General features: G+C 72.1%; 24 protein-coding genes. 17 read left to right on the top strand and 7 right to left on the bottom strand.

The features are described from left to right. Nucleotides 1-65: 65 nt before the first annotated feature. Nucleotides 66-545 (top strand): VOC family protein, encoded by a 480-nt coding sequence (locus B073_RS0132680; protein WP_026247940.1) that lies wholly within the window; start codon nucleotides 66-68, stop codon nucleotides 543-545. Nucleotides 546-641: 96 nt separating this feature from the next. Here B073_RS0132680 and B073_RS43080 read toward each other — a convergent pair whose 3' ends face one another. Continuing rightward, nucleotides 642-2,357: a hypothetical protein gene (locus B073_RS43080; RefSeq protein WP_018542287.1), complete on the bottom strand. Its 1,716-nt coding sequence runs from the start codon at nucleotides 2,355-2,357 to the stop codon at nucleotides 642-644. 171 nt (nucleotides 2,358-2,528) lie between these two features. On the opposite strand from B073_RS43080, the gene B073_RS0132665 reads away from it, so the two are divergent. Both B073_RS0132665 and B073_RS0132660 read left to right on the top strand, forming a co-directional pair. Beyond that, nucleotides 2,529-2,816, top strand: a complete 288-nt coding sequence (locus tag B073_RS0132665; RefSeq protein WP_018542286.1) for a ribosomal protein L7/L12 — start codon at nucleotides 2,529-2,531, stop codon at nucleotides 2,814-2,816. A 77-nt stretch (nucleotides 2,817-2,893) separates the two neighbouring features. Next, nucleotides 2,894-4,402, top strand: a complete 1,509-nt coding sequence (locus B073_RS0132660) for a dihydrolipoyl dehydrogenase family protein (RefSeq protein WP_018542285.1) — start codon at nucleotides 2,894-2,896, stop codon at nucleotides 4,400-4,402. 80 nt (nucleotides 4,403-4,482) lie between these two features. On the opposite strand, the gene B073_RS0132655 is transcribed toward B073_RS0132660, so the two are convergent. Beyond that, the gene (locus tag B073_RS0132655) at nucleotides 4,483-4,956 is read right to left on the bottom strand and encodes an SsgA family sporulation/cell division regulator (RefSeq protein ID WP_018542284.1); all 474 of its coding nucleotides are present in this window, start codon (nucleotides 4,954-4,956) and stop codon (nucleotides 4,483-4,485) included. A gap of 242 nt (nucleotides 4,957-5,198) precedes the next feature. Between B073_RS0132655 and B073_RS0132650 the strand changes: the two genes are divergently transcribed. Continuing rightward, complete coding sequence (locus B073_RS0132650; protein WP_026247939.1) at nucleotides 5,199-6,743, top strand: RDD family protein; 1,545 nt, start codon at nucleotides 5,199-5,201, stop codon at nucleotides 6,741-6,743. Nucleotides 6,744-6,848: 105 nt separating this feature from the next. After that, nucleotides 6,849-7,610, top strand: a complete 762-nt coding sequence (locus B073_RS0132645) for an RDD family protein (protein WP_018542282.1) — start codon at nucleotides 6,849-6,851, stop codon at nucleotides 7,608-7,610. Between the two features lie 55 nt (nucleotides 7,611-7,665). On the opposite strand, the gene B073_RS41920 is transcribed toward B073_RS0132645, so the two are convergent. Next, nucleotides 7,666-7,974, bottom strand: coding sequence for a hypothetical protein (locus B073_RS41920; protein WP_018542281.1), 309 nt, complete (start codon nucleotides 7,972-7,974; stop codon nucleotides 7,666-7,668). A gap of 412 nt (nucleotides 7,975-8,386) precedes the next feature. Here B073_RS41920 and B073_RS0132635 point away from each other — a divergent pair, with 412 nt between their 5' ends. Together B073_RS0132635 and B073_RS0132630 are read left to right on the top strand one after the other, a co-directional pair. Next, nucleotides 8,387-10,786: an immune inhibitor A domain-containing protein gene (locus B073_RS0132635; RefSeq protein WP_018542280.1), complete on the top strand. Its 2,400-nt coding sequence runs from the start codon at nucleotides 8,387-8,389 to the stop codon at nucleotides 10,784-10,786. Nucleotides 10,787-10,903: 117 nt separating this feature from the next. Beyond that, the gene (locus B073_RS0132630; RefSeq protein ID WP_037813440.1) at nucleotides 10,904-11,293 is read left to right on the top strand and encodes a hypothetical protein; all 390 of its coding nucleotides are present in this window, start codon (nucleotides 10,904-10,906) and stop codon (nucleotides 11,291-11,293) included. A gap of 36 nt (nucleotides 11,294-11,329) precedes the next feature. On the opposite strand, the gene B073_RS0132625 is transcribed toward B073_RS0132630, so the two are convergent. Further along, nucleotides 11,330-11,926, bottom strand: a complete 597-nt coding sequence (locus B073_RS0132625; RefSeq protein ID WP_018542278.1) for an isochorismatase family protein — start codon at nucleotides 11,924-11,926, stop codon at nucleotides 11,330-11,332. Nucleotides 11,927-12,088: 162 nt separating this feature from the next. Beyond that, nucleotides 12,089-13,417, bottom strand: coding sequence for a nicotinate phosphoribosyltransferase (locus B073_RS0132620; RefSeq protein WP_018542277.1), 1,329 nt, complete (start codon nucleotides 13,415-13,417; stop codon nucleotides 12,089-12,091). Between the two features lie 243 nt (nucleotides 13,418-13,660). Between B073_RS0132620 and clpS the strand changes: the two genes are divergently transcribed. From clpS to B073_RS0132580, 8 genes are all read left to right on the top strand, one after another. Next, complete coding sequence (gene clpS, locus B073_RS0132615; RefSeq protein WP_018542276.1) at nucleotides 13,661-13,993, top strand: ATP-dependent Clp protease adapter ClpS; 333 nt, start codon at nucleotides 13,661-13,663, stop codon at nucleotides 13,991-13,993. Beyond that, nucleotides 13,990-14,577 carry a DUF2017 domain-containing protein gene (locus B073_RS0132610; protein ID WP_018542275.1) on the top strand — a complete coding sequence of 196 codons (588 nt, stop codon included), beginning with the start codon at nucleotides 13,990-13,992 and terminating at the stop codon, nucleotides 14,575-14,577. Before clpS ends, B073_RS0132610 begins: the two co-directional genes overlap by 4 nt. Nucleotides 14,578-14,926: 349 nt before the next feature. After that, nucleotides 14,927-16,375, top strand: a complete 1,449-nt coding sequence (locus B073_RS0132605; RefSeq protein ID WP_018542274.1) for an amino acid permease — start codon at nucleotides 14,927-14,929, stop codon at nucleotides 16,373-16,375. Nucleotides 16,376-16,529: 154 nt separating this feature from the next. Then, entirely contained in the window at nucleotides 16,530-16,955 is a 426-nt protein-coding gene (locus tag B073_RS0132600) for a Mov34/MPN/PAD-1 family protein (protein ID WP_018542273.1), read from the top strand. 174 nt (nucleotides 16,956-17,129) lie between these two features. Then, nucleotides 17,130-17,312, top strand: coding sequence for a putative leader peptide (locus B073_RS41915; protein ID WP_037813437.1), 183 nt, complete (start codon nucleotides 17,130-17,132; stop codon nucleotides 17,310-17,312). Between the two features lie 153 nt (nucleotides 17,313-17,465). Further along, complete coding sequence (locus tag B073_RS0132590; protein WP_018542271.1) at nucleotides 17,466-17,747, top strand: MoaD/ThiS family protein; 282 nt, start codon at nucleotides 17,466-17,468, stop codon at nucleotides 17,745-17,747. A gap of 6 nt (nucleotides 17,748-17,753) precedes the next feature. Then, nucleotides 17,754-18,704, top strand: a complete 951-nt coding sequence (locus B073_RS0132585) for a PLP-dependent cysteine synthase family protein (RefSeq protein ID WP_018542270.1) — start codon at nucleotides 17,754-17,756, stop codon at nucleotides 18,702-18,704. A 373-nt stretch (nucleotides 18,705-19,077) separates the two neighbouring features. Next, the gene (locus B073_RS0132580) at nucleotides 19,078-19,830 is read left to right on the top strand and encodes an MBL fold metallo-hydrolase (RefSeq protein WP_018542269.1); all 753 of its coding nucleotides are present in this window, start codon (nucleotides 19,078-19,080) and stop codon (nucleotides 19,828-19,830) included. 141 nt (nucleotides 19,831-19,971) lie between these two features. On the opposite strand, the gene B073_RS0132575 is transcribed toward B073_RS0132580, so the two are convergent. Then, nucleotides 19,972-21,240, bottom strand: coding sequence for a PTS transporter subunit EIIC (locus tag B073_RS0132575; RefSeq protein ID WP_018542268.1), 1,269 nt, complete (start codon nucleotides 21,238-21,240; stop codon nucleotides 19,972-19,974). Nucleotides 21,241-21,449: 209 nt separating this feature from the next. Continuing rightward, nucleotides 21,450-22,784 carry a PTS transporter subunit EIIC gene (locus B073_RS0132570; protein ID WP_018542267.1) on the bottom strand — a complete coding sequence of 445 codons (1,335 nt, stop codon included), beginning with the start codon at nucleotides 22,782-22,784 and terminating at the stop codon, nucleotides 21,450-21,452. A 132-nt stretch (nucleotides 22,785-22,916) separates the two neighbouring features. Here B073_RS0132570 and B073_RS0132565 point away from each other — a divergent pair, with 132 nt between their 5' ends. Both B073_RS0132565 and rph read left to right on the top strand, forming a co-directional pair. Then, nucleotides 22,917-23,249: a PTS glucose/sucrose transporter subunit IIB gene (locus B073_RS0132565; protein ID WP_272921589.1), complete on the top strand. Its 333-nt coding sequence runs from the start codon at nucleotides 22,917-22,919 to the stop codon at nucleotides 23,247-23,249. Between the two features lie 96 nt (nucleotides 23,250-23,345). Continuing rightward, nucleotides 23,346-24,077 carry a ribonuclease PH gene (rph, locus tag B073_RS0132560; RefSeq protein WP_018542265.1) on the top strand — a complete coding sequence of 244 codons (732 nt, stop codon included), beginning with the start codon at nucleotides 23,346-23,348 and terminating at the stop codon, nucleotides 24,075-24,077. Nucleotides 24,078-24,097 lie beyond the last annotated feature (20 nt).

The raw sequence follows: 24,097 nt of genomic DNA, 5'->3' as shown, positions 1-24,097 counted from the left end.
CCGGGCAGGCCGACCGCCCTCGCGCGACCGGCCGTTGTCAGTGCCGGGGGCTATAAGTGGTGACCATGACCACAACTCCCATGCCCCCGGCACCGCTGCACTGGAAACTCGTCGTCGACGCCCACGACCCGCATGCCCAGGCCGACTTCTGGGCGGGCGCGCTCCGTTACGAGGTCGAGGACCACAGTGCCCTCATCGGCAAGCTTCTCGGCCTCGGTGCCGTGGCGCCGGAGATCCTCGTCGGCCACCACGACCGGCGCGCCTGGCGGGACGCGGCGGCGGTCCGGCACCCCGACGACCCGTACGACCCGGAGAGCGGCACGGGACTCGGGCGGCGGCTGCTCTTCAACCGCATACCGCGAGCGGAGGCCAAGGCGGGAAAGAACCGGCTGCACATCGATCTGCACGGCCCCGCGGGGCGGCGGGACGAGGAGGTGGCACGGCTCTGCGCCCTCGGCGCCCGAGTCCGGCGGGAGGTCAGGGAACCGGCCGGCGCGTGGGTGGTCATGACGGACCCGGAGGGGAATGAGTTCTGCCTCCATTAGGTGGGGTGGGTGGGGTAGGTGGGGTAGATGGGGTGAGTTCCGTCTGCATCAGGGCGTGTCCAGGGTGTCGGGGGCACGATGGCGGTCCCGTGCCCCTCAGCCGTATGCCTCCAGTGCGTCCCGGAGGTGTGACTCGGGGCCGTTCAGGAGCAGGGCGCGCAGGCTCCCGGGCGGGTCGCAGAGGTGGATGTACTCCTCGTCGTCATGGTCCTCCTCATGGTCCTCCCCGTCCCCGTCCCCGTACGTGTCCTCGTCCGGGGTGGGGCGGGGGGCCTGGACCATGGGGACGTCGTAGGGGTTGTCGGGGTCCTCGGGGGGCTGTGGGCGGCAGCGCCAGACGGCGCCGCACGTTCTGACCTGGACCTCGCCGAAGTACCAGGCGGCGCCGGTCAGGAACGGCTCGTCCTTCGCGGCGACCATCTCCTCGTAGGTGGTGAAGCGGGCGCGCACCAGGGCTTCGAGGCGGTCGAGGGAGGCGGGGGAGAAGTCCCAGGCCGCGGCGGTGCCGCCGGCGGCCTCGGCCCAGGCGGGGAAGGCGTCCCGCCGTTCGGCGAGCCAGGTGCTGAGCCGGTGGTTGTCGAACCAGTCCGGGCCCTGGAGGTCGTCGGCCTCGGTCAGTTCCGCCGACTCCGCGGCCGTGAGCGGCGGGAGGGCCGGCGGAGTCAGGTGTTCCGGACGGGCCTGCGGCCACAGTTGCTCGGGCCAGGTCACGCGCTCGGCGACGGCTGCGCGGTGGGGGAGGGGGGCCGGGAAGCGGTCCACGATCTCGCGCAGGTCCTTGCCGGCGACCGCCTCGCGCAGCATCGCCCAGGGGTGTGCGGCGTGGCCGTCGTAGCGCAGCCGCTGGCTGACGAAGACGCTGCCCGTCCAGTAGTTGTCCGCCGCGTACCACGTGCCCGGCGGGGCGTCCGGGTTGACCTCGCGGTACTGCCACAGGGCGCCCTTGTTGTGGACGACGTACTGGCCCACGTACCAGGCGGCCATGACCCAGAAGGGCTCGTCGGCGACGCGGTCGTAGTCCTCGACCGTGCGGAAGTGCTTGCGCAGCAGCGCCTCCATGGCGTCCAGGGAGGCCGGGGTGAAGAGCCAGCGGTCGCGGCCGCCGGCCTGCTCCGCCCACCAGCGGAGGTAGTCGATCATGCGGTCGTTCCGCCAGCGCTCCGGGGCGCGGCAGTCCGTGTGGACCGCCCCGGCGTGCACCCACGGTGTGCGGACCTGCTGCGGCCACCACTCCGGATGCTCCCGCTGACGGTCCCGGACCGCCTTGCGCAGCAGGCGCGCCGCCGTGGCGAGGACCCGGCCGGACGCCTCGCGCAGCGCCTGCCCCACGACGAGCAGTGGCACGACCGGTGCGCAGCCGAGGGCCGGATCGGGGCGGACGACGGGCAGGCCGTCGGTGCCCGCGGCCGCGTCCCAGTCCCAGCGGCCGCCCGCCTCCTGGAGCAGGGTCTCGCCCAGATAGGCGGCCGCGGCCTCGATGTGGAGCGGGGTGGCGTCGTCGCCGTCGTCGACGGCGCCGAAGGCGAGCAGTGCCTCCTCCACCTCCGGCAGTGAACGGGCGCTGTATTCGTGCTCCCAGTCCTCGTGGACGAACTGCTCGTGGAAGAGGGTCATGAGGTCGTGCAGGCGCTCGATCCAGAGGTAGAGCCGGTGGGCGGGCGAGCCCTCCGGGGCGTGCCGGCCGGCCAGGTAGGCGTCGCCCGTCACCGTGCCGACGTCACCCGCCCCCGTCCCCGTGCCGGCGTCGTCCGGTGCGGTGCCGGCCCCGTCCGGTATGAGGTCGTCCATGTGGTCGTCCATACGGTCGTCCATTGCGTTCCCCCGTGCAGTCGGTGATCGGAACCGACCCTAGACGAGTGAGTCCGACCCTTGCGGGCCGGGCAAGTTCCTTGGCTTTCAAGGGAGTCGGGGCGGCGGAGCGACCGGGCGGCGGGGCGTGGCCCTTGCCCGGGTCACCGGGCTCACTCCTCTAGGATTTCTGGCATGGACACCTACTCCGCGATCGCCGTCTTCGTGCTGGCCGTAGCCGTGCTCGCCTCCGCCACCGACCGCCGTACGAAGCCGCTGGAGCGGCGGCTGGCGCGGCTGGAGCGGAAGGTGGACGTGGTCATGGCCCACCTCGGGGTGGAGGAGGAGGTGGACCCGCGGATGGCGGAGGTCGACGCGCTGCTGGCGCAGGACAAGAAGATCGCGGCGATCAAGCTCTACCGCGAGGTGACCGGCGCCGGGCTCGCGGAGGCCAAGGAGGCGGTCGAACGCCGGATGCGCTGAGCCCGCGCCGGGAAGAGGATGTCGGTGAGGGTCCCGGGGACCCGGCCCACCCCATGCCCAGCAGGGAGCGAGCGCCGATGTCAGCGAACCGAGCGAGCGAAGCGACGGCAGCGGCCGGCGGCCCGCAGGCGGCCGGCGGCGGGACGGGCGACGGCGACCGGGCCGCCGCCGACACCTACGACGTCATCGTGCTGGGCGGCGGGCCGACCGGCGAGAACCTCGCCGACCGGGTGCACGCCGCCGGTCTGAGCGCGGTACTGGTGGAGCACGAACTCGTCGGCGGCGAGTGCTCCTACTGGGCCTGCATGCCCAGCAAGGCGCTGCTGCGTCCGGTCACCGCCCGCTCCGAGGCGCGCCGGGTGCCGGGGCTGAAGGACGCGGCGGCCGGACCGCTGGACGCGCCCGCCGTCCTCGCCCACCGCGACGCCTTCGCCTCCTACTGGAAGGACGACGGGCAGGTCCGCTGGCTGGACTCGGCCGGCATCGACCTCGTCCGCGGCCGGGGGCGGCTGGTCGGGCCGCGGCGGGTGGCCGTCGACGGCGGGCGGACGCTCCTCGCCCGGCACGCGGTCGCGGTCTGCACCGGCAGCCGGCCGGTGCTGCCGGACGTCCCCGGGCTGGCCGAGGCCGGGCCGTGGACCAGCCGGGACGCCACCAGCGCCAAGTCCGTGCCGGGCCGGCTGGTGATCGTCGGCGGCGGGGTGGTGGGCGTCGAGATGGCGACCGCCTGGCGGGCGCTGGGCGCCGCGGTGACGCTCCTGGTGCGCGGCGACGGGCTGCTGCCCCGTATGGAGCCGTTCGCCGGGCAGTTGGTCGCCGAGTCGCTGGCCGAGGCGGGGGTGACCCTGCGGACCGGCGTGGAGGTGCGCGAGGTACGCCGGGAGGCACCTGGCCGGCCGCTCACCGTCCATCTCGACACCGGGGACGCGCTCATCGCCGACGAGCTGCTGATCGCGACCGGCCGGGCCCCGCGCACCGAGGATCTGGGGCTGGAGACCGTCGGCCTGACGCCGGGCGGCTGGCTGGACGTGGACGAGACCCTGCGGGTCACCGGCGTGCCCGGCGGCTGGCTCTACGGCGCCGGCGACGTCAACCACCGGGCCCTTCTGACCCACCAGGGCAAGTACCAGGCCCGGATCGCCGGCGCCGCGATCGCCGCCCGGGCCCGCGGAGTGCCGATCCTGGAGACCGACCGCTGGGGCGCGCACAGCGCCAGCGCGGACCGGCACGCCGTCCCCCAGGTCGTCTTCAGCGACCCCGAGGCCGCCGCGGTGGGCCTGAGCGCCGCCGAGGCCGAGCGCGCCGGGTACCGGATCCGCGTCGTCGACCACGACCTGGGCGCGGTGGCCGGTGCGTCGCTGTACGCCGACGGCTACCGCGGCCGCGCCCGGATGGTCGTCGACCTGGACCGCGAGGTGCTGCTGGGTGCCACCTTCGTCGGGCCGGGCGTCGGCGAGCTGCTGCACTCGGCCACCGTCGCGGTGGCCGGCGAGGTCCCGATCGAGCGCCTCTGGCACGCGGTCCCTGCCTACCCGACGATCAGCGAGATCTGGCTGCGGCTGCTGGAGACGTACCGCGGCGACTGAACGGGGACCGGGCCCTGTCCCGCCGCCGCGGCGGTCCCCCTCCGGCCGGCCGGCGCGCCGGGGGCGGCGCGGCGCCACCGTCACGCCCCTGGCTCGACCTCGTCCGCCGGCCAGGGGCCGTCCGCCCCGGCGTCGTCCCGGGAGGCCAGCGCGAGCAGCGCGCTCAGCCCTTTGTCGAGGCCGAGGTGCGGGCCCTCCGAGCCCGGCGGCACGATCCGCAGGGTGCGCTCCAGCCAGGCCGACACCGCGGCGGCCGGCGCCTCCAGCAGCGCGTCGCCGTCCGGCGAGGACAGCGCGATGCAGACCAGGCTGCGGCCGTCCGGCTTCGTCGGCCAGACCCGCACATCGCCCTCGCCGCACGGCCGGAACACGCCCTCGACGAGCAGTTCGCGGGCGAACGTCCAGTGGACGGGGGAGTCCGACCCGACGTGGAAGGTGACGTGGACGGCATACGGGTCGTCCGTCCGGTAGATCAGCCGGGCCGGCACCGGAATGCTTCGCTCCGGCGACAGGACCATGTTCAGTTCCAGTTCGCGTTCCACCACGGTGTGCATCTCTGTCCGCCTCTCTCCGGCTCCCTGCGCGGGCCCCGTGCGCGGACCCGCACCGGGAGAGAGCGGCCTGCGGCCGGACTCTTACACGACTTCGGCGAAGTTTTTTCCCGGGAGTCTCCTGTGGTTCCCGGGGCAGGGGAAGAACACGGTTGCGACCCGGGGTCCGATGGATGTGGACGCCGCGTTGCGGCAGACTGCACCCCGACACCCACCAGGCCGAGAACAGATACGGGACTTCGGACATGAGCGCCCCTACCTCAGGATCCGCCGGCGGCAGCCCCACGCCAGGCTTCTACCCGGACCCGTCCATCCCCGGCTACATCCGGTACTGGAACGGTGCCGCATGGGTGCCGGGCACCAGCCGCCCGGCCCCCGCCGCGGGCGAGCCGATGCCGGCGCCGCCGCCCGGCACGGGCCCGGCGCCCGCCGCCGTCGACGAGACCGGCCCGGTCTTCCTGGACGAGGCCGACCCGTCCGGCGCCGCGAACGCGGTCGTGCGCCCGCACGACGACGCCGAGGCCCCCGGCACGGGCGGGGGCGCCCAGGCGGGCCCGGAGGAGGCGTCCGGCTGGCACGCCGACGCCGCCCGGCAGTCCGGCTTCGGCGAGGACGGCCGGGTCTCCTGGGGCGCGCCCGGCCAGCCCCCCGCCGGCACGCCGTCCGGCGGTGCCTCCTGGGGCACGCTCCCGCCGCAGCGCACCGCGGAGAGCGCCCCGGCCGCCTCCGGCGAGGCGCCCGGCGCCGCCCCGTCCGCGCCGGACGCCCCGGCCGACGGGACGGTCACGATCCGCGCCGTCAACCCCGGGGCCCGCCGCGGTTCCGGCGATCAGGGGACCACCGCGATCCGCGCGGTCCGGCCCGGCAACGCCCCCGCCGGCAACGCCCCTTCCGGGAATCCCGCCGGTAACGCGCCCGCCGCGGACCACGGCACCACCGCCTTCCGCGCGGTCCGGCCGGACGCGGCCGAGGACGGCCGCCCGCCCGCCCGGAACGAGACGATGGCCTTCCGGCTGCCGGCGGGCGAGCGGCCCGCGGCCGGCCCGGCCGGCGGCGCGCCGCAGTCCCTGCCCGCCACCGGGACGCCGGCCCAGCAGCCGCCCGCGCAGCAGCCGCCGGCCCCGCAGGCGGCCCGCCCGGCCCCGCCGCAGGCCGCGCAGCAGCCCTCGGCCGCCGCCCCGGCGCCCTCGCCCGCCTTCCCGGCGCAGGGCGGCGCCGCCGGCGACGACGACGGCGTCATCCCGTGGAAGCCGCCGACCGCCGACGTCTTCTTCGCCGCCGCGCAGGCCGCGCAGGGCCACCCGGCGCCGCTCGGCCGCCGGCTGGCCGCCCGGCTGATCGACACCGCGGCGCTGGCCCTGGTCACCCTCGCGGCGGCGCTGCCCCTGTGGCCCACGGTCACCGACCACCTCGACGCCAAGGTCGAGGCGGCCAAGCAGTCCGGCCGCCAGGTGACGGTGTATCTGGTCGACGGCACCACCGCCCCCGTCTTCCTGACGCTCCTGGCCGTCGTCCTGATCGGCGGCGGCCTCTACGAGGTGCTGCCGACCCTCAAATGGGGCCGCACGCTGGGCAAGAAGCTCTGCGGCCTGAGGGTGCTGGACATCGAGAGCCATGACACACCGGAGACCGCGCAGGCGGTCAAGCGCTGGCTGGTCTACGGCGTGCTCGGGCTCGCCGTGGTCGGGGTGGTCAACGCCCTGTGGTGCGTGTTCGACAAGCCGTGGCGGCAGTGCTGGCACGACAAGGCGGCCCGCACCTTCGTCGCCTCCGACGCGGCGTCCGACTGACCGTCACCCGGTCGTTCCCCGGGCCGTCACCCGCCCTGGCGGCCCGGGTACCCCGATCGGCCTCCGCCGGATGCGGCGCCCGTCCGCAAGCGGTCGACTCGGGCCATGAGTACCGACCAGCCCCCGCCCGGCCCCGGTGAACCGCCCGAGAACGACCCGTTCCAGAAGAGGCCGCCGCAGCCCCCGGCGGGCGGCACTCCGGACCCCGGCGCCCCACGCAACGGCTCCCCGCACGGCGCCGGCCCGAACGAGGGCACCGGCGCCCCGCCGCCCGGTGGCGCTCCGCCCCCTCCGCCCCCGGGCGCCGGCCCTCCGCCGTCCTACGGGGGCGGCCCCCACGGCGGCGGCCCGTACGGCGGGCCCCCGGCGGGCGGGCCCTACGGCTCCGGGGAGTACGGGGCCGACCCCCTGGCCGGGATGCCGCCGTTGGCCAACCGCGGCAAGCGGCTGCTGGCCCGGATCATCGACGCGATCATCATCGGCGTCCCGGTCACCCTGATCATGAACGCGATCGTCGGCTGGGTGGACTACTTCAGCACCAGCAGCGTGGAGACCAGCAAGCAGGCGACGGTGTCCGGCGTGGCGATGCTGGTGTACCTGATCTACGAGGGGGTGATGCTGACCACCCGCGGTCAGACGGTCGGCAAGATGGCGATGCGGATCCGGGTCGCGATGCTCGCCGACGGCTCGATCCCGACCCCACAGGCCGGCTGGACCCGGGCCGCGGTCTACACCCTGCCGGAGATCGTCCCGTGCTGCGGCTTCATCTTCTGGCTGGTCAACGTCCTGTGGTGCACCTGGGACAAGCCGTACCAGCAGTGCCTGCACGACAAGGCGGCCCGCACGGTGGTGGTCGCGACGGACTGACTCCGCTACGGGGGACGGCGGTTGCGATATATGACGTAGCGTCAGGAGTCGGGGCTCAGCGGGTGTGTTCGCCGACCCGGGCCCCGGCGTGCGGCCGCGGCAGGTGCCCGGCCGGGGGCGGCACGGCCCGCAGCGGGGCGGCGCCCTCGGGGGCCGCGGCACCCGCGCCGCCGCAGCGCACCACCCGTGACATCCCGGGCATGGGCACCGTCATGGCGACCAGCAGCCCGAGTCCGAGGCCGGCCAGGGCGATGACCGCGACCCCGATCCCGGTCTGCGTCTGCGAGAGCAGCAGCATCGCGAGGGTGGAGAGAAAGACCGTGGCCGAACCGTAGACGAGCTGGGTGGCGGTCGGACGAGGCATGGCGGAATCCGTCCTCGGGGGGTCGGCGGGGATGCGGGACGTTCGGCGGCGCGTCGCCGAACGAGCCTACGATTCCTTGTGCCCGGACGGAACGGAAGGTAAGCGTGACCTAACCCACCGTCCCGGAGCACGGGGGCGCACGGCACGGTTGCGGAGCGGTCCTGCGTGGTCGCCCCGGGCGGCATCCGGCCTGCTGGGTGCGGGGGCGCATGCCCGTCGGGCATATCTCACCGGGCGGCCGGTCGGGCCGCCGTACGATCCGGAAGCTGTGCGTCCGCTGTCCGATAGCTGTGAAAAGCAAGCCGGATAACGTACTTGGGCGTGCACACACACGTCAAGATCTGTCTTTTCTTCCCCACATCCGGTCGAATGCCCTCCAGCATCGGCCAGTTGAAGGGGAGGACTTCGCCAAGTGAGATACCACCGAAGACTGTTCGGAGCGGCCGCCCTGGCCACGGCAATCGCCGCCACCGGGGCGGCCGTTCTCTCGACCGGGGTGGCCGCGGCCGACGCCCCGTCGTCGGTCCCGCCCGTCGCGTCCGCCGTCCGCCACGACCCGGCCCCCGAGCGGGCCGACGCCCACGACCTCAAGGGCCCGTTCAGCGACCGCCAGCGGGCCCAGCGCACCGAGGCGCTCCAGCAGGTCATATCCGGCGACGCCGAGGCGACCGAGCGCGGTGGCTCCAAGGTCGTCAAGCTCGGCAAGGGCAAGTACGTCGAACTGGCCCGGGAGAAGACCGACAAGATCTTCACCATCCTCGTGGACTTCGGCGACAAGGTCGACGACACCACGATGTACGACCCGGACGGCGACGGTCCGCTGCCGCCGGTGAAGAAGTACGGCGGCACCCCCGGCCCGGCGCACAACCGGATAGCCAAGCCGGACCGCGCGAACGACAACAGCACGGCCTGGCAGGCGGATTACAACCGGCAGCACTACCAGGACCTCTACTTCTCGCACGACAAGAAGAAGGAGTCGCTGGCCAAGTACTACGAGAAGCAGTCCTCGGGCCGCTACTCCGTCAACGGCCAGGTCTCCGACTGGGTCCGGGTCCCGTGGAACGAGGCCCGCTACGGCTCCAACTACTGCGGCTCCACCAACTGCCCCAGCGCCTGGGACCTGATCCGCGACGCGGTCAACCAGTGGGTCACCGACCAGAAGGCCAAGGGCCGCACCGACGCCCAGATCAAGGCCGACCTGGCCCAGTACGACCAGTGGGACCGCAACGACTACAACCACAACGGCAACTTCAACGAGCCCGACGGCTATATCGACCACTTCCAGATCGTGCACGCCGGTGAGGACGAGTCGGCCGGCGGCGGCGCCCAGAAGACCGACGCCATCTGGGCGCACCGCTGGTACGCGTACGGCACCGACGCCGGCAAGACGGGCCCCGCGGGCAACAAGGCCGGCGGCACCCAGATCGGCGACACCGGCTTCTGGGTCGGCGACTACACCATGCAGCCCGAGAACGGCGGACTCGGCGTCTTCGCCCACGAGTACGGCCACGACCTGGGCCTGCCGGACGAGTACGACACCACCGGCAAGGGCGAATCCTCGGTCGACTTCTGGTCGTTGATGTCCGCCGGCTCCTGGCTCGGCCGCGGCAAGGGCGCCATCGGCGACCTGCCCGGCGACATGAGCGCCTGGGACAAGCTCCAGCTCGGCTGGCTCAACTACGCCACCGCCAAGGCCGCCACACCGTCCCGGCACACCCTCGGCGTCGCCGAGTACAACACCAGGAACAAGCAGGCACTCGTCGTCGACCTGCCCGCCAAGAAGGTCACCACCGAGATCGTCAAGCCCGCCGAGGGCGCCACGCAGTGGTGGAGCGGGATGGGCGACGACCTCTCCAACACCCTGACCCGGACCGTGGACCTCACCGGCAAGTCCCACGCCGCGCTCACCCTCAAGGGCTGGTGGGACACCGAGAAGGACTACGACTCCGTCTACACCGAGGTCTCCACCGACGGCGGTGCCAACTGGACGCCCCTGGACGGCACCGCGAACGGCGCGCCGCTGCCCCGCGACGCCTCCGGCAAGCCCGCGCTGACCGGTACCGTCACCGCCCCGCAGGACCTCGTCTTCCCGCTGGACGCCTACGCCGGCAAGAAGATCGGCTTGCGCTTCCGCTACCAGACCGACGGCGGCGTCGCCCAGAAGGGCTTCACCGCCGACGCCCTGACCCTCACCGCCGACGGCGCCCCGCTGTTCACCGACGACGCCGAGCACGGCGACAACGGCTGGACCAGCAAGGGCTTCACGCGGATCGGCTCGTCCTTCACCAAGGACTACCCGCAGTACTACCTCGCCGAGAACCGCCAGTACGTCTCCTACGACAAGACCCTCAAGTCCGGCCCGTACAACTTCGGTTGGAAGACCTCCCGGCCGGGCTGGGTGGAGCACTTCCCGTTCCAGAAGGGCGTGCTGATCTGGCTCTGGGACACCTCGCAGCGGGACAACAACGTCGGTGTGCACCCCGGCGTCGGGCGCATCCTCCCGGTCGACGCCCACCCGGCGGCCGAGCGCTGGGCCGACGGCACCCTGATGCGCAACCGCTTCCAGACCTACGACGCGACCTTCACCGGCGCCCGGACGGACGCCCTCACGCTCCACAAGGACGGCGCCGAGGTGAAGATCAAGTCGAAGCCCGGGGTCCGGGTCTTCGACGACCGGCACGGCGTCTACTACGACAAGGCGAACCCGACCGGCGGGGTGATCGTTCCTGACACCAACACCAAGATCGCGCTCACCAAGGAGGCCCGGGACGGCTCCACGGTGGTCCTCACGGTCGGCCCTGCGAGTAAGTAGAAAGTAAAAGTCGCAGGTCACAGCGTTGTCGGCCGCCGCCCCCTAGCGGGCGGCGGCCGATAGGCGTTTAGATGCGTCCTACAGTTCCTTGTTGACGCCGAGTCTCACGGGGGAGATATGACGAGGACCAGAGGCGGGTTCAGCAGGCTTCCCGGCGGAAGCGTGGTGGTCGCCCTCTCACTGCCCAGACCGGACCACGGACCGCTCTGCGGGCCCTACGACGGCGGCTGCCGCGTCCGGGTCCTGGTCCACGCGGTGAACCGCCAGCGCGCCCTGACCAGGCTGCGCAACCTCGGCCTGCGCGCCGTCTACCTGCGCGGCAACACCGAGCCGCCGACCCCGGACGAGATCACCGCGGTCCTCCACCACCCCGACGGCCTCGTCTGGCGCGAGGCCCCCGACGACGACACCGAATCCTGGCACCCGATACGCGCGCTCATGCGCCAGAAGGCCGGGCCGTCCGCACACTCCAGCCCGTCCGCGCACTCCAGCCCGTCCGGCGTGTGAGGACGAGCGGCCGCCAGGCCGCGATACGGGGCCCGCTCAGCCGCCGGCCACCACCGGCTTGCCGCTGAGCTCCGCCCCCGCCGCACGGAGCTCGGCAAGGGCCGCCTCGGTGGTCTCGGCCGCCACCCCGGCCGTGAGGTCCAGCAGGACCCGGACGCGCAGGCCCTCGGCCAGCGCGTCCAGCGCCGTGGCCCGCACGCAGTGATCCGTGGCGATCCCCACCACGTCGACCTCGGTGACCTCCCGCTCCCGCAGCCACCGCGCGAGCGGCGTGCCGTGCTCGTCGGTGCCCTCGAAGCCGCTGTACGCGGCCTCGTGGGCGCCCTTGGAGAAGACCGCGTCGATCGCTCCGGAGGCGATCGCCGGCGCGAAGTTCGGGTGGAAGCCGCTGCCCTCGGTGCCGGCCACGCAGTGCACGGGCCAGGAGGTGCGGTAGTCGGGGTGGTCGGAGAAGTGGTCGCCCGGGTCGACGTGGTGGTCGCGGGTGGCCACGACATGGCGGTAGCCGCTGCCGGCCGCGGCGCCCACCAGGTCGGTGACGGCCGCCGCGACGTCCGCGCCGCCCGCGACCGCGAGGCTGCCGCCCTCGCAGAAGTCGTTCTGTACGTCGACGACGATCAGTGCCCGGTGCATGGTGCGTGCCTTCCGGCTGGGTTCGAAGGGGGCGCGGGATCTGGGGTTTCGAAGGGGGCGCGAGGTCTGGTGTGACCGAGGGTAGCCACTGCGGGCGCGCCGCGGGAGGGGTGGGCACGGTTCCGCCGTACCCACCCACCCGCCGGCCGCCGGCCGCGCGGCTCAGACGAACTCGGTGGGCAGCACCGGCTCCCCACGGGACAGCTGGGTGGCCGACAGCGGCAGTCCGGCGCGGGCCGCGATGTGGCGGCTCCGGGCGGCGTCCAGCGGCTCCCGGGCCACCACCTTGCCGCCGCTGATCAGCGGCACCTGGAGGAGCCGGTCGGTCAGCCCGGCCGGCACCGGGCCGGTGCCCACCACCTCGGCCTCGGCCACCCCCTCCTCGTCCGGCCGGCGCGCCGCCCACTTGCGGCCGCCGGCCGAGGACTTGGCGCCCATCGACTTCTTCGCCACCGGCCGCAGCGGCGCGCCCGGCTCGTCGCTGTCCGCCCGCGCCACCAGCTTGTAGACCATCGAGCAGGTCGGGTGCCCGCTGCCGGTCACCAGCTGGGTGCCGACGCCGTACGCGTCCACCGGCGCGGCGGCCAGCGAGGCGATGGCGTACTCGTCCAGGTCGCTGGTGACCACGATCCTGGTCTTGGTGGCGCCCAGCTCGTCCAGCTGCTGGCGCACCCGGTGGGCGATCAGCAGCAGGTCGCCGGAGTCGATCCGGACCGCGCCGAGGCCCGGTCCGGCCACCTCCACGGCGGTCCGCACCGCCTCGGTGACGTCGAAGGTGTCCACCAGCAGCGTGGTCCCGCTGCCCAGCGTCTCGACCTGCGCGGTGAACGCGTCCCGCTCGCTGTCGTGGAGCAGGGTGAAGGCGTGCGCGCTGGTGCCGACGGTGGGGATGTTGTAGCGGAAGCCGGCGGCCAGGTCGGAGGTGACGTGGAAGCCGCCGACGTACGCGGCGCGGGCCGCGGCCACCGCCGAGAGCTCGTGGGTGCGCCGGGCGCCCATCTCCATCAGCGGCCGGTCGCCGGCCGCCACCGCCATCCGGGAGGCGGCCGCGGCCACCGCCGAGTCGTGGTTGAGGATCGACAGGATCACCGTCTCCAGCACCACCGCCTCCGCGAAGGTGCCCTCCACCCGCATGATCGGCGAGCCGGGGAAGTAGACCTCGCCCTCCGGGTAGCCCCAGATGTCGCCGCGGAAGCGGTAGTCGGCCAGCCAGTCCAGGGTCGGCCCGTCGAGGATGCCGCGCTCTCGCAGGAAGCCCAGGATGGTGTCGTCGAAGCGGAAGTTCTCCACCGCGTCCAGCACCCGCCCGGTGCCCGCCACCACGCCGTAGCGGCGCCCCTCCGGCAGCCGCCGGGTGAAGACCTCGAAGACCGACCGCCGGTCCGCGGTCCCGGACCGCAACGCGGCCTGCAGCATGGTGAGTTCGTACTGGTCGGTGAAGAGCGCAGTCGACGGCACGGCCACCGGCAGCCCCAGGTCTGCAACGTTCACTTCGGCATCCCTCGCAATTCGGTACGCCGCATCCGGTACCGGCTGGGGGTCCGGGGGTCAGCCCCCGGGAGATGCGGCATGAGGGTGATGCTACTCCTCATACTCGTCACTTTGACGATAGTGGTCGGCGCTCCACCGGGCGCCCGTGGCCGCCACGCCCGCCGCGGCCCGTGCGCGGGGGCGTTTGTGCGTCCCCCGCCCCCGGGTGGCAGCATGGGCCCTGTGAGCGCCCACCCGTCACCCATGAGCACCCGCCGACCGCATCACGGCACCCTCAGCGTCCCGGTCGAGATCGAGCGCCCGGAGGCCGAGGAGGCCGCTTTCGCGGTTCCGGAGCCGGACGTTCCGTGGGTCACGGTCGTTCACAACGACCCCGTCAATCTCATGAGCTATGTCTCCTACGTCTTCCAGACGTACTTCGGCTACTCCAAGGACAAGGCGCACCGGCTGATGCTCGACGTCCACCACAAGGGCCGCGCGGTCGTCTCCAGCGGCACCCGTGAGGAAATGGAACGCGACGTGCAGGCCATGCACGGCTACGGCCTGTGGGCCACGCTGCAGCAGGACCGCGGATGACCGGCCAGTTCGAACCGCTGCCCGGGGGCGGTGCCGCCGCCCCGCTCGACGAGGTCGAGATCTCCATCCTGCGCAGCCTCGCCGTCCAGTTGCTGGAGCTGATCGGGCCGGGCGACGAGCCCGCCGGCGGGGACGACCCGCTCGCCGCGCTGTTCGCCGAGGGCCCCAGCGAGCCGCCGTCCGACCCGGTGCTCGCCCGCCTCTTCCCCGACGCCTACGGCGGCCCCGACCTCGTCCCGGACGACGATGTGCGCGCCGCCGCCGCGGAGTTCCGCCGCTACACCGAGAACGACCTGCGGGCCCGCAAGCGCGAGGACGCCCTGGCGCTGGTGCGTGCGCTGGACGCGCTGACGGCCGAGAGCGGCGGCGCGGTGCTGCGGCTCAAGCCGGACGAGTGCCGGCAGTGGCTCGGCGCGCTCAACGACCTCCGGCTGGCCATCGGCACCCGGCTGGAGGTCAGCGACGAGGAGGACGGCGGGGAGCTGCTGCGGCTGCCGGACAGTGATCCGCGCAAGCCGATGGTGCTGGCCTACTTCTGGCTGGGCGGTCTCCAGGAGACGCTCGTCGAGGCGCTGACCGGCTGATCACGGGGCCGGCGGGGCGGCTCCGGCGCACACCGGGGCGCTCTCGCCCGCCCCCCTTCCGTGTTCGCTCAGCGGAGGCTCAAATCCGGATAACGATCGCGTCACCACACCCGTGCACTCTGTTGTGTTTTTCGCCCTTTGCCCCGTTTTCCCTGTGTGGCGATTCGCATCCTCCCTGGTCGGTTTCCAGCGTGCCGTGATACAAGTTCTCGACCTGCCGTCTGCGACGCCACCCCTGTCGCTGCGGGAGCGCTGAGCCGGCCGACCGTCGGCGTGCAGGACTCCATCCGGGGGGATCGGGACCCGATCCGGAATGAACCGGATCGGTATGGAGAAAGGCGCACCACTCATGACCTCTGTGCAGGTCGACAAGAATCGCGACGGCAACGAGGCCGCTGGCGAAGCCCCCGAAGAGGGCTACCAGCGGGGTCTGGGCAATCGCCAGATCCAGATGATCGCCATTGGTGGCGCCATCGGTACCGGCCTGTTCCTCGGAGCGGGCAAGGCCATTTCCAAGGCCGGACCGAGCATCATCCTGGCGTACGCCATCGTCGGTCTGGTCATCTTCCTCATCATGCGGGCCCTGGGCGAACTGCTCATGTACCGGCCCGTCTCCGGCTCGTTCTCCGAGTACGGCCGGGAATTCCTCGGCCCGTTCATCGGGTTCGTCACGGGCTGGACGTACTGGCTCTTCTGGGTCGTTACCGGCATCACCGAAGTGACCGCCGCGGCCACCTATGTCCAGTACTGGAACGAGGGCATACCGCAATGGGTCTCGGCGCTGGTCTTCACCGTCGCGCTCTTCGGGATCAACCTGATCTCGGTGAAGATCTTCGGTGAACTGGAATTCTGGTTCTCGATGGTCAAGGTCACCGCGATCATGGGCATGATCCTGATCGGCCTCGGCGTCATCACGCTCGGCTTCTCCAAGGCCGGCGACACCGCCTCGTTCAGCCTGCTCTGGTCCCACGGCGGCTTCTTCCCCAAGGGCATCGGCGGCACGCTGATGACGCTGCAGATCGTGATGTTCGCCTTCCTCGCCGTCGAGCTCGTCGGCGTCACCGCGGGCGAGGCGAGCAACCCGAAGAAGGTCCTGCCCAAGGCGATCAACACCGTGCCGTGGCGGATCGGCCTCTTCTACGTCGGTGCGCTCATCATCATCCTGTCCGTCGTCAGCTGGACGGTCTTCAAGCCGGGCGTCAGCCCCTTCGTCGCCGCCTTCCAGCAGATCGGCCTGCCGGCCGGCGCCGGCATCGTCAACTTCGTCGTGCTGACCGCCGCGCTGTCCTCGGCCAACTCCGGGATGTACTCCACCGGCCGGATGCTGCGCGACCTCGCGCTCAACGGCCAGGGCCCGAAGTTCTTCACCAAGCTCAGCAAGAACGGCCTGCCCACCCGCGGCACCGGCATCTCGGTCGCGCTGATGCTGGTCGGCGTCTACATCAACTACCAGTGGCCGGGCGACGCGTTCAACTACGTCGTCTCCTTCGCCACCATCTCCGGCATGTGGGCCTGGATCGTCATCCTCCTGTCCCACCTGCGCTACCGGGCCAAGGCCAACCGCGGCGAGCTGCCGCAGTCCGACTTCAAGGCCCCCGGCGCCCCGTTCGCCTCGATCTTCGCGCTGGCCTTCATCGCCATGGTGATCGTGATGATGGGCATCGACCCCGACACCCGGATCTCGCTCTACGCGGCCCCGCTCTGGGCCGTCATCATGGGCGTCGGCTACCTGGCCATCAAGCGCCGGGACGCCGCCCAGCTGAACGGGGCACCCACGAAGCCGGCCGAGAAGGGCTGACACCCCACGGAAAACCGGCCGGAAACCTCCGGCTGTCCAGCATGCGGGCCCGCGCGTACCACTCTTCGGTACCCGCGGGCCCCCTGTTTGCCCGCCCGTCGCCCGCCACCACCCTCAACCGAGCGCTTCGCGCGCCCCTCTTATCCTTGGCCGCATGCTGACCCTCACCAAGGCCCTCCACGACCAGATCGTCGCGCACGCCCGGCAGGACCACCCCGACGAGGCGTGCGGCGTGGTCGCGGGCCCGGCCGGCAGCGGCCGCCCCGAGCGGTTCGTCCCGATGCTCAACGCCGCCCGCTCGCCCACCTTCTACGAGTTCGACTCCGCCGACCTGCTCAAGCTCTACCGCGAGATGGACGACCGGGACGAGGAACCGGTCATCATCTACCACTCGCACACCGCCACCGAGGCGTACCCCTCGCGCACCGACATCTCCTACGCCAACGAGCCCGGCGCGCACTACGTCCTGGTCTCCACCGCCGACACCGACGACGCCGGCCCCTTCCAGTTCCGCTCGTTCCGCATCGTGGACGGCGAGGTCACCGAGGAAGAGGTCCGGATAGTCGAGAGCTACGCCTGACGCGTGGCCGACCTCATGCCGGACCCGGACGATGGCCGTGACCTGGGCGTTCACCCCCGGTCGCGGCGCGTACGGAGAACGCCGCCGGACCCGCGTCCCACCTGTCGTACAGCGGCCGACCGCATCCTGAGACGGGCTTCCAGAAGCCGGACCGGGAATCGATACGATGACCCCATGGTTGAGCGTGTCGTGGGCGGAACGAGCGAGTGGAGGCCGGGCGTGCAGCCGCACGCCCCGCTCGCCGTGCGCCGCTCCGCATCCGCCCTCCTCGGCGCCTTCGGCTGCGGAGCCGCCCGGCTGCACGTCGACCTCTGCCGCCTCTCCAGCGCCATCTGTCCGCGCTGCGCCGCGAGCTGACCGCCGCCTGCCGCGGCGCCGCGCCGCGCCCACGCGGGCCCGCGCCCTCCGCGCACCGCACCGACCGCACACCACCGCGGTGCACCGCGCCCGCCCGCACCGCACGTACCCGGCACCCGCCACCGCACCCCGAACTCCGACAGGAGCACTCCCATGGCCATCGAGGTCCGCATCCCGACCATCCTGCGCAGCTACACCGACGGCCGGAAGGCCGTCGAGGGCAGCGGGGCCACGCTCGACGAACTCTTCAAGGACCTGGACGGCCGGCACACCGGCATCCGCGAGCGCCTGGTCGACGACGGCGGGGAGCTGCGCCGCTTCGTCAACGTCTACCTCAACGACGAGGACGTGCGCTTCCTCGCCGGCATCGGCACCGAACTCGGCGACGGCGACAGCGTGACGATCCTGCCCGCTGTGGCGGGCGGAAGGGTCTGAAGGACCGTGCGGTACGACTCCCCGCTGGCGGCGGTCGGGAACACCCCGCTCGTCCGCCTCCCGCGCCTCTCGCCCTCCGAGGACGTCCGCATCTGGGCGAAGCTGGAGGACCGCAACCCCACGGGCTCCGTCAAGGACCGGCCCGCGCTCCACATGATCGAGCAGGCCGAGAAGAACGGCCGGCTCACCCCCGGCTGCACGATTCTGGAGCCCACCAGCGGCAACACCGGCATCTCGCTGGCCATGGCGGCCCGGCTCAAGGGCTACCGCATCGTCTGCGTGATGCCCGAGAACACCTCCTCGGAACGGCGCGAACTGCTCGCCATGTGGGGCGCCGAGATCATCTCCTCGCCCGCCGCGGGCGGCTCCAACACCGCCGTGAAGGTGGCCAAGGAGCTGGCCGCCGAACACCCCGACTGGGTGATGCTCTACCAGTACGGGAACCCCGACAACGCCGGCGCGCACTACGCCACCACCGGCCCCGAGATCCTCGCCGACCTGCCCTCGGTCACCCATTTCGTGGCGGGCCTGGGCACCACCGGCACCCTGATGGGCGTCGGCCGCTATCTGCGCGAGCACGTCCCCGGCGTGCAGATCGTCGCCGCCGAACCCCGCTACGACGACGTCGTCTACGGCCTCCGCAACCTCGACGAGGGCTTCATCCCCGAGCTCTACGACGAGTCCGTCCTCACCACCCGCTTCTCCGTCGGCTCCGAGGACGCGGTCCGCCGCACCCGTGAACTCCTCGCGACCGAGGGCATCTTCGCCGGCATCTCCACCGGCGCGGCGCTGCACGCCGCCCTCGGCGTCGCCCGCAAGGCGGTCCGCGCCGGCGCGTCCGCCGACATCGTCTTCGTGGTCGCCGACGGCGGCTGGAAGTACCTCTCCACCGGCGTCTACACCGCCGAGTCGACCGAGGCGGCGATCGCCACGCTGCACGGCCAGCTCTGGGCCTGAGGGCCCCGCGACCCCAGGGGGTGGCCGCCGGCGTCCGCCGCGGCCACCCCTTCGCGCACCGCCCGCCGCCGGCCCCGCCCGGCCCCCGGACTTCCGTCCACCGGAAGCCGGCGCGCGGCGGCCCGCCGAACCCCCACCCGGACTGGTGATTCCGCCCACAGCTCGCCCCACCAAAGGCGCCTCACGCCCTTTTGCGCCTTACGCTCGTGGGCACCGCACCGACCGCCAAGGACCCGGCAGCAGCCCGCACGGCACCGTCGGGACCACCCGTTCCGGCACCGCCGGCCGCCGCCCTCCCCCAGCCACCGCCGGGTGGGGGCGCCCCCAGCGTCAGTTGGGGGAGTGCCCCCAGCCCATGGAGGTTCACGCCCGCATGAAGCTCACCGTCGTCGGATGCTCGGGGTCGTTCCCCTCCGTGGAATCGGCCTGTTCGAGCTACCTCCTGGAGGCCGACGGCTTCAGGCTGCTCCTCGACATGGGCAACGGCGCCCTCGGCGAGCTGCAGCGCCACTGCGGTCTCTACGACCTGGACGCCGTGCTGCTGTCGCATCTGCACGCCGACCACTGCATCGACCTGTGCGGCTACTTCGTCGTCCGCTACTACCGCCCGGACGGCGGCCGCTGCGCGCCGATGCCGGTCCACGGGCCGGCCGGCACCGAGCGCCGGCTGACCGCCGCACACGCCGACCTGCCGCACGAGGCGGCGATGAGCGAGGTCTTCGACTTCCGCACGCTGACCCCCGGCACCACCACCATCGGCCCGTTCACCGTCCGCTCCGAACAGGTCAGCCACCCCGTCGAGGCGTACGGCTTCCGCATCGAGCACGGCGGCCGCACCCTGACGTACTCCGGCGACACCGGGCCCTGCGCGGCGCTGGACCGGCTCGCCGAGGGCGCCGACCTCTTCCTGTGCGAGGCGTCGTTCACCCACGGCAAGGAGGACATCCCGGACCTCCACCTCAACGGCCGGGAGGCCGGTGAGCACGCCCGGCGGGCCGGCGCCGGCCGGCTGGTGCTGACCCACATCCCGCCGTGGACCGACCCGGACATCAGCCTCCGCGACGCCCAGAAGGTCTACGACGGGCCGGTCGAGGTCGCCAAGGCCGGCGCGGTCTACGAGGTCTGAGCGGCCTGCGCCGTCCCGGCCGGGTCGCCGGCGGTCCCGAAGTTGCCGCCGGAGAACCGGGAAACCGCCGGAGAACCGGAAAACCCCGGGCTCCCTTCCGGTGAGGAAGGGGACCCGGGGTCAACCGACGGGAATCGCCGGCTACTTGGACTCGGCCTTCTGCAGCTCCGCCAGCTCCTCGTCGGACTCGCGGCCCGGCGTCGGGAGGTTGAACCTGGTGATGGCGAAGCGGAACACCACGTAGTAGATCGCGGCGAAGCACAGACCCACCAGGGCCAGCCCCCACGGGTTCGAGGCGATGCCCAGGTTGAGCAGGAAGTCGATCGCGCCGGCCGAGAAGCCGAAGCCGTCCTTCATGCCCAGCGCCCACGTCAGCGCCATCGAGACACCGGTGAGCACCGCGTGGATCGCGTACAGCACCGGCGCGATGAACATGAACGTGAACTCGATCGGCTCGGTCACCCCGGTGATGAACGCGGTCAGCGCGAGCGAGAGCATCATGCCGCCGACGATCTTGCGGCGCTCGGGACGGGCGCAGTGCACGATCGCCAGGCAGGCGGCCGGCAGCGCGAACATCATGATCGGGAAGAAGCCGGTCATGAACTGGCCGGCGCTCGGGTCGCCGGCCAGGAAGCGCGCGATGTCGCCGTTCTTGCCGTGGAAGTCGCCCGCCTGGAGCCACGGGAAGGAGTTCAGCAGGTGGTGCATGCCGACCGGGATCAGCGCGCGGTTGGCGACACCGAAGATGCCCGCACCGACCGCGCCCGAGCCGACCAGCCACTCGCCGAAGCTGTGCAGACCCGTGCCGAGCACCGGCCAGATGAGACCGAAGACGATGCCTATGACCAGGCCCGAGAAGGCCGACAGGATCGGCACCAGCCGGCGGCCGCCGAAGAAGCCCAGCCACTCCGGCAGCTTGGTCCGGTAGAAGCGCTGGTACAGCAGGGCCACCACCAGGCCCATCACCACACCGCCGAGCACGCCGGCGTTGACCGGCGCCGCACTCATGACGATCTTGCCGTCCACGACCGACGCGACCTTCGGCAGGTTCTTGTCGGTGAAGGTCGCCAGCACCTTCTGGAAGACCAGGTAGCCCGTCACCGCGGCCAGCGCGGTCGAACCGTCCGACTTCTTGGCGTAGCCGATCGCGATGCCGACCGCGAACAGCAGCGGCATGTTGTCGAGGATCGCACCGCCGCCGGCCGCCATATAGCCGGCGATCTTGGTGATGACGGTCGGGAACGAATCCCGGCCGAGCATGTCGGCGTTGCCGAGGCGGACGAGCAGGGCGGCTGCGGGCAGCACGGCGACCGGCAGCATCAGGCTGCGGCCGATGCGCTGCATGACAGCCATCGCGCCGGCACCCTTCTTCTTCTTGTCGGCCGCGGGGGCGGCACTGGCCGTGGACACAACTTCCTCCAGTGGGCAAGGCGCCGCCCGGGCAAATGGGGTGGGGGATGACGGCGTCTCGGGGACGCGGCCGGACCGGCCGCATGATCCACACCAACCAAGTGGTGTAGACCTGTTGTAGCACGGCGGAGGCGCCGCAAGGAACCTGCGGAATACCCGGCCCCCGCCACGCCCCGCCAAAAGCCCCCGGACCCGCTCCCGGACCGGCGCTATTTCACGTTCTCGCGCTCCATCGCATCCCCCACCTCGTCCGGCTCCCGCCCCGGCGTCTGGAGATCGAATTTCGTGATCGCAAAACGGAAGACCACGTAGTACAGCCCGGCGAAACACAGACCGATCGGAATGATCAGCCACGGCCGGGTCGCCAACCCCCAGTTGATGACGTAATCGATCAAGCCGGCCGAGAAACTGAAGCTGTCGTGCACCCCCAGCGCCCAGCTCACCGCCATCGACACCCCCGTCAGCACCGCATGCAGCACATACAGCGCCGGCGCCACGAACATGAACCCGTACTCGATCGGCTCGGTGACACCCGTGACACACGACGTCAGGCCCACCGACAGCATCATGCCCGCGATCTCCTTGCGGCGGTGCGGCCGCGCACAATGCGTGATCGCCAGCGCCGCCGCCGGCAAAGCGAACATCATGATCGGAAAGAAACCGGTGGTGAACTGGCCCGCCGCCGGATCACCCGCCAGGAAACGATTGATGTCACCGTGCACCACCGTCCCGTCCGGCTTGGTGAAACTCCCGAACTGGAACCACAGCGGAATGTTCAGGAACTGATGCAGCCCCACCACCAGCAGCGCACGGTTCGCCACCCCGAAAATCCCCGCACCCCACGCACTCAACGCCGTCAGCCACTCACTGAAACGCATCAGCCCCGCACCGATCGGCGGCCACACGAACAGAGCGCACACCGCGAAGACCAGCCCCACGAACGCCATGACGATCGGCACCAGCCGACGGCCGTTGAAGAAACCCAGCCAGTCCACCAACCGCACCCGATGGAACCGCTGCCACAACCAGGCCGAGAAGAACCCCATCACAATGCCGCCGAACACCCCCGGATTCTGGAACGCCGCCTGCGTCACCTTCGCCGAGGCGTCCACACACACCCCGTTCCACAAACCGGCCTGGGTGTACCTCTGCCCCGCCGCACAACCCGACGGGAACGCGTGCAACACCGAGGAGTAGACGAGGAAGCCGACCACCGCGGCCAGCGCCGTCGACCCGTCCGCCTTCTTCGCCATCCCGATGGCCACCCCGATGCTGAACAGCAACGGCAACCCCAGCCCGGAGTCCAGCAGCGCCCCACCCGCCCCCGCGAACACCCTGGCCACCGCGTTCCAGCCGAGCCCCTTGTCACCGAAGACATCCGGCTGACCGAGCCGGTTCAGGATGCCCGCCGCCGGCAGCACCGCGATCGGCAACTGAAGACTCCGGCCCATCTTCTGCAGACCCTGGAAGAGCCCCGACGCCCGGCTCCTGAGCGGCCTCCCCGGCCCCTTCCCCGGCACCGCGCCCGCTGCGTCCGCACTCATCCGCGCCCTCCGGGTGCTCCCGGCGCCGCCCCGCCCCCGTCCGGCCCGCCGCTTGCCGCATACTGGTGGTGTAGACCACTTGTCGGAGGGGGCACTTCCGGAAACCCCCTCCGACGTTCGCCATCTTTCGCCATGGAACGGACGAGCGCCCCTGGAAGGGGGCTGAACGTGCGTTACCGTGTGAAATCCGCGCGGCGGAAGCGCCGACGGCCGAGACAAGCAGGAGTGGACATGGCCAGCAAGGCTGAGAAGATCGTCGCCGGGCTCGGCGGGCTCGACAACATCGAAGAGGTCGAGGGCTGCATCACCCGCCTCCGCACCGAGGTCAACGACGCCTCCCTCGTCGACGAGGCCGCTCTCAAGGCCGCCGGCGCCCACGGCGTCGTCAAGATGGGCACCGCGATCCAGGTCGTCATCGGCACCGACGCCGACCCCATCGCCGCCGAGATCGAAGACATGATGTGAGCTGATCCCCCCACGGATCACCCCCGAGGGCCCCGCATCCGGTGCACACCCACGCACCGGAACGGGGCCCTCGGCACAGCCGATAGGGTCGTGACCATGTCTCGCATCGACGGCCGCACCCCCGAACAGCTCCGCCCCGTCACCATCGAACGCGGCTGGAGCAAGCACGCCGAAGGCTCCGTCCTCGTCTCCTTCGGCGACACCAAGGTCTTCTGCACCGCCAGCGTCACCGAAGGCGTCCCCCGCTGGCGCAAGGGCACCGGCGAAGGCTGGGTCACCGCCGAATACGCGATGCTGCCGCGCTCCACCAACACCCGCGGCGACCGCGAGTCCGTCCGCGGCAAGATCGGCGGCCGCACCCACGAGATCTCCCGCCTCATCGGCCGCTCACTGCGCGCCGTCGTCGACTTCAAGGCCCTCGGCGAGAACACCGTCGTCCTCGACTGCGACGTCCTCCAGGCCGACGGCGGCACCCGCACCGCCGCCATCACCGGCGCCTACGTCGCCCTCGCCGACGCCGTCGCCTGGGCCCAGCACAAGAAGCTCGTCAAGCACGGCCGCCGCCCCCTCACCGGCACCGTCAGCGCCGTCAGCGTCGGCATCGTCGACGGTGTCCCGCTCCTCGACCTCTGCTACGAGGAGGACGTCCGCGCCGAGACCGACATGAACGTCGTCTGCACCGGCGACGGCCGCTTCGTCGAGGTCCAGGGCACCGCCGAGGCCGCCCCCTTCGCCCGCACCGAACTCGACGCCCTCCTCGACCTCGCCGTCACCGGCTGCGCCACCCTCGACACCGCCCAGCAGGAAGCCCTGGCCCGCACCCTCTGACGGCGCCGGCCACCGGGGCG

Origin of the sequence: Streptomyces sp. MspMP-M5 (assembly GCF_000373585.1) — a bacterium.
In the GTDB taxonomy this organism is placed as follows: Bacteria; Actinomycetota; Actinomycetes; order Streptomycetales; family Streptomycetaceae; genus Streptomyces.
Note: the sequence above shows the minus strand (reverse complement) of the source record. Positions and strands in the feature narration are given on the sequence as shown.

What these genes read in the sequence shown, in the direction of transcription:
- B073_RS0132590 (WP_018542271.1), top strand. Translation starts at nt 17,466, where the DNA reads ATGGCCATCGAGGTCCGCATCCCGACCATCCTGCGCAGCTACACCGAC.
- B073_RS0132600 (WP_018542273.1), top strand. Translation starts at nt 16,530, where the DNA reads ATGCTGACCCTCACCAAGGCCCTCCACGACCAGATCGTCGCGCACGCC.
- B073_RS0132665 (WP_018542286.1), top strand. Translation starts at nt 2,529, where the DNA reads ATGGACACCTACTCCGCGATCGCCGTCTTCGTGCTGGCCGTAGCCGTG.
- clpS (WP_018542276.1), top strand. Translation starts at nt 13,661, where the DNA reads ATGAGCACCCGCCGACCGCATCACGGCACCCTCAGCGTCCCGGTCGAG.
- B073_RS0132625 (WP_018542278.1), bottom strand. Translation starts at nt 11,926, where the DNA reads ATGCACCGGGCACTGATCGTCGTCGACGTACAGAACGACTTCTGCGAG.
- B073_RS0132630 (WP_037813440.1), top strand. Translation starts at nt 10,904, where the DNA reads ATGACGAGGACCAGAGGCGGGTTCAGCAGGCTTCCCGGCGGAAGCGTG.
- B073_RS0132605 (WP_018542274.1), top strand. Translation starts at nt 14,927, where the DNA reads ATGACCTCTGTGCAGGTCGACAAGAATCGCGACGGCAACGAGGCCGCT.
- B073_RS41920 (WP_018542281.1), bottom strand. Translation starts at nt 7,974, where the DNA reads ATGCCTCGTCCGACCGCCACCCAGCTCGTCTACGGTTCGGCCACGGTC.
- B073_RS41915 (WP_037813437.1), top strand. Translation starts at nt 17,130, where the DNA reads ATGGTTGAGCGTGTCGTGGGCGGAACGAGCGAGTGGAGGCCGGGCGTG.
- B073_RS0132655 (WP_018542284.1), bottom strand. Translation starts at nt 4,956, where the DNA reads ATGCACACCGTGGTGGAACGCGAACTGGAACTGAACATGGTCCTGTCG.
- B073_RS0132650 (WP_026247939.1), top strand. Translation starts at nt 5,199, where the DNA reads ATGAGCGCCCCTACCTCAGGATCCGCCGGCGGCAGCCCCACGCCAGGC.
- B073_RS0132680 (WP_026247940.1), top strand. Translation starts at nt 66, where the DNA reads ATGACCACAACTCCCATGCCCCCGGCACCGCTGCACTGGAAACTCGTC.
- B073_RS43080 (WP_018542287.1), bottom strand. Translation starts at nt 2,357, where the DNA reads ATGGACGACCGTATGGACGACCACATGGACGACCTCATACCGGACGGG.
- B073_RS0132660 (WP_018542285.1), top strand. Translation starts at nt 2,894, where the DNA reads ATGTCAGCGAACCGAGCGAGCGAAGCGACGGCAGCGGCCGGCGGCCCG.
- B073_RS0132645 (WP_018542282.1), top strand. Translation starts at nt 6,849, where the DNA reads ATGAGTACCGACCAGCCCCCGCCCGGCCCCGGTGAACCGCCCGAGAAC.
- rph (WP_018542265.1), top strand. Translation starts at nt 23,346, where the DNA reads ATGTCTCGCATCGACGGCCGCACCCCCGAACAGCTCCGCCCCGTCACC.
- B073_RS0132570 (WP_018542267.1), bottom strand. Translation starts at nt 22,784, where the DNA reads ATGAGTGCGGACGCAGCGGGCGCGGTGCCGGGGAAGGGGCCGGGGAGG.
- B073_RS0132580 (WP_018542269.1), top strand. Translation starts at nt 19,078, where the DNA reads ATGAAGCTCACCGTCGTCGGATGCTCGGGGTCGTTCCCCTCCGTGGAA.
- B073_RS0132610 (WP_018542275.1), top strand. Translation starts at nt 13,990, where the DNA reads ATGACCGGCCAGTTCGAACCGCTGCCCGGGGGCGGTGCCGCCGCCCCG.
- B073_RS0132565 (WP_272921589.1), top strand. Translation starts at nt 22,917, where the DNA reads ATGGAACGGACGAGCGCCCCTGGAAGGGGGCTGAACGTGCGTTACCGT.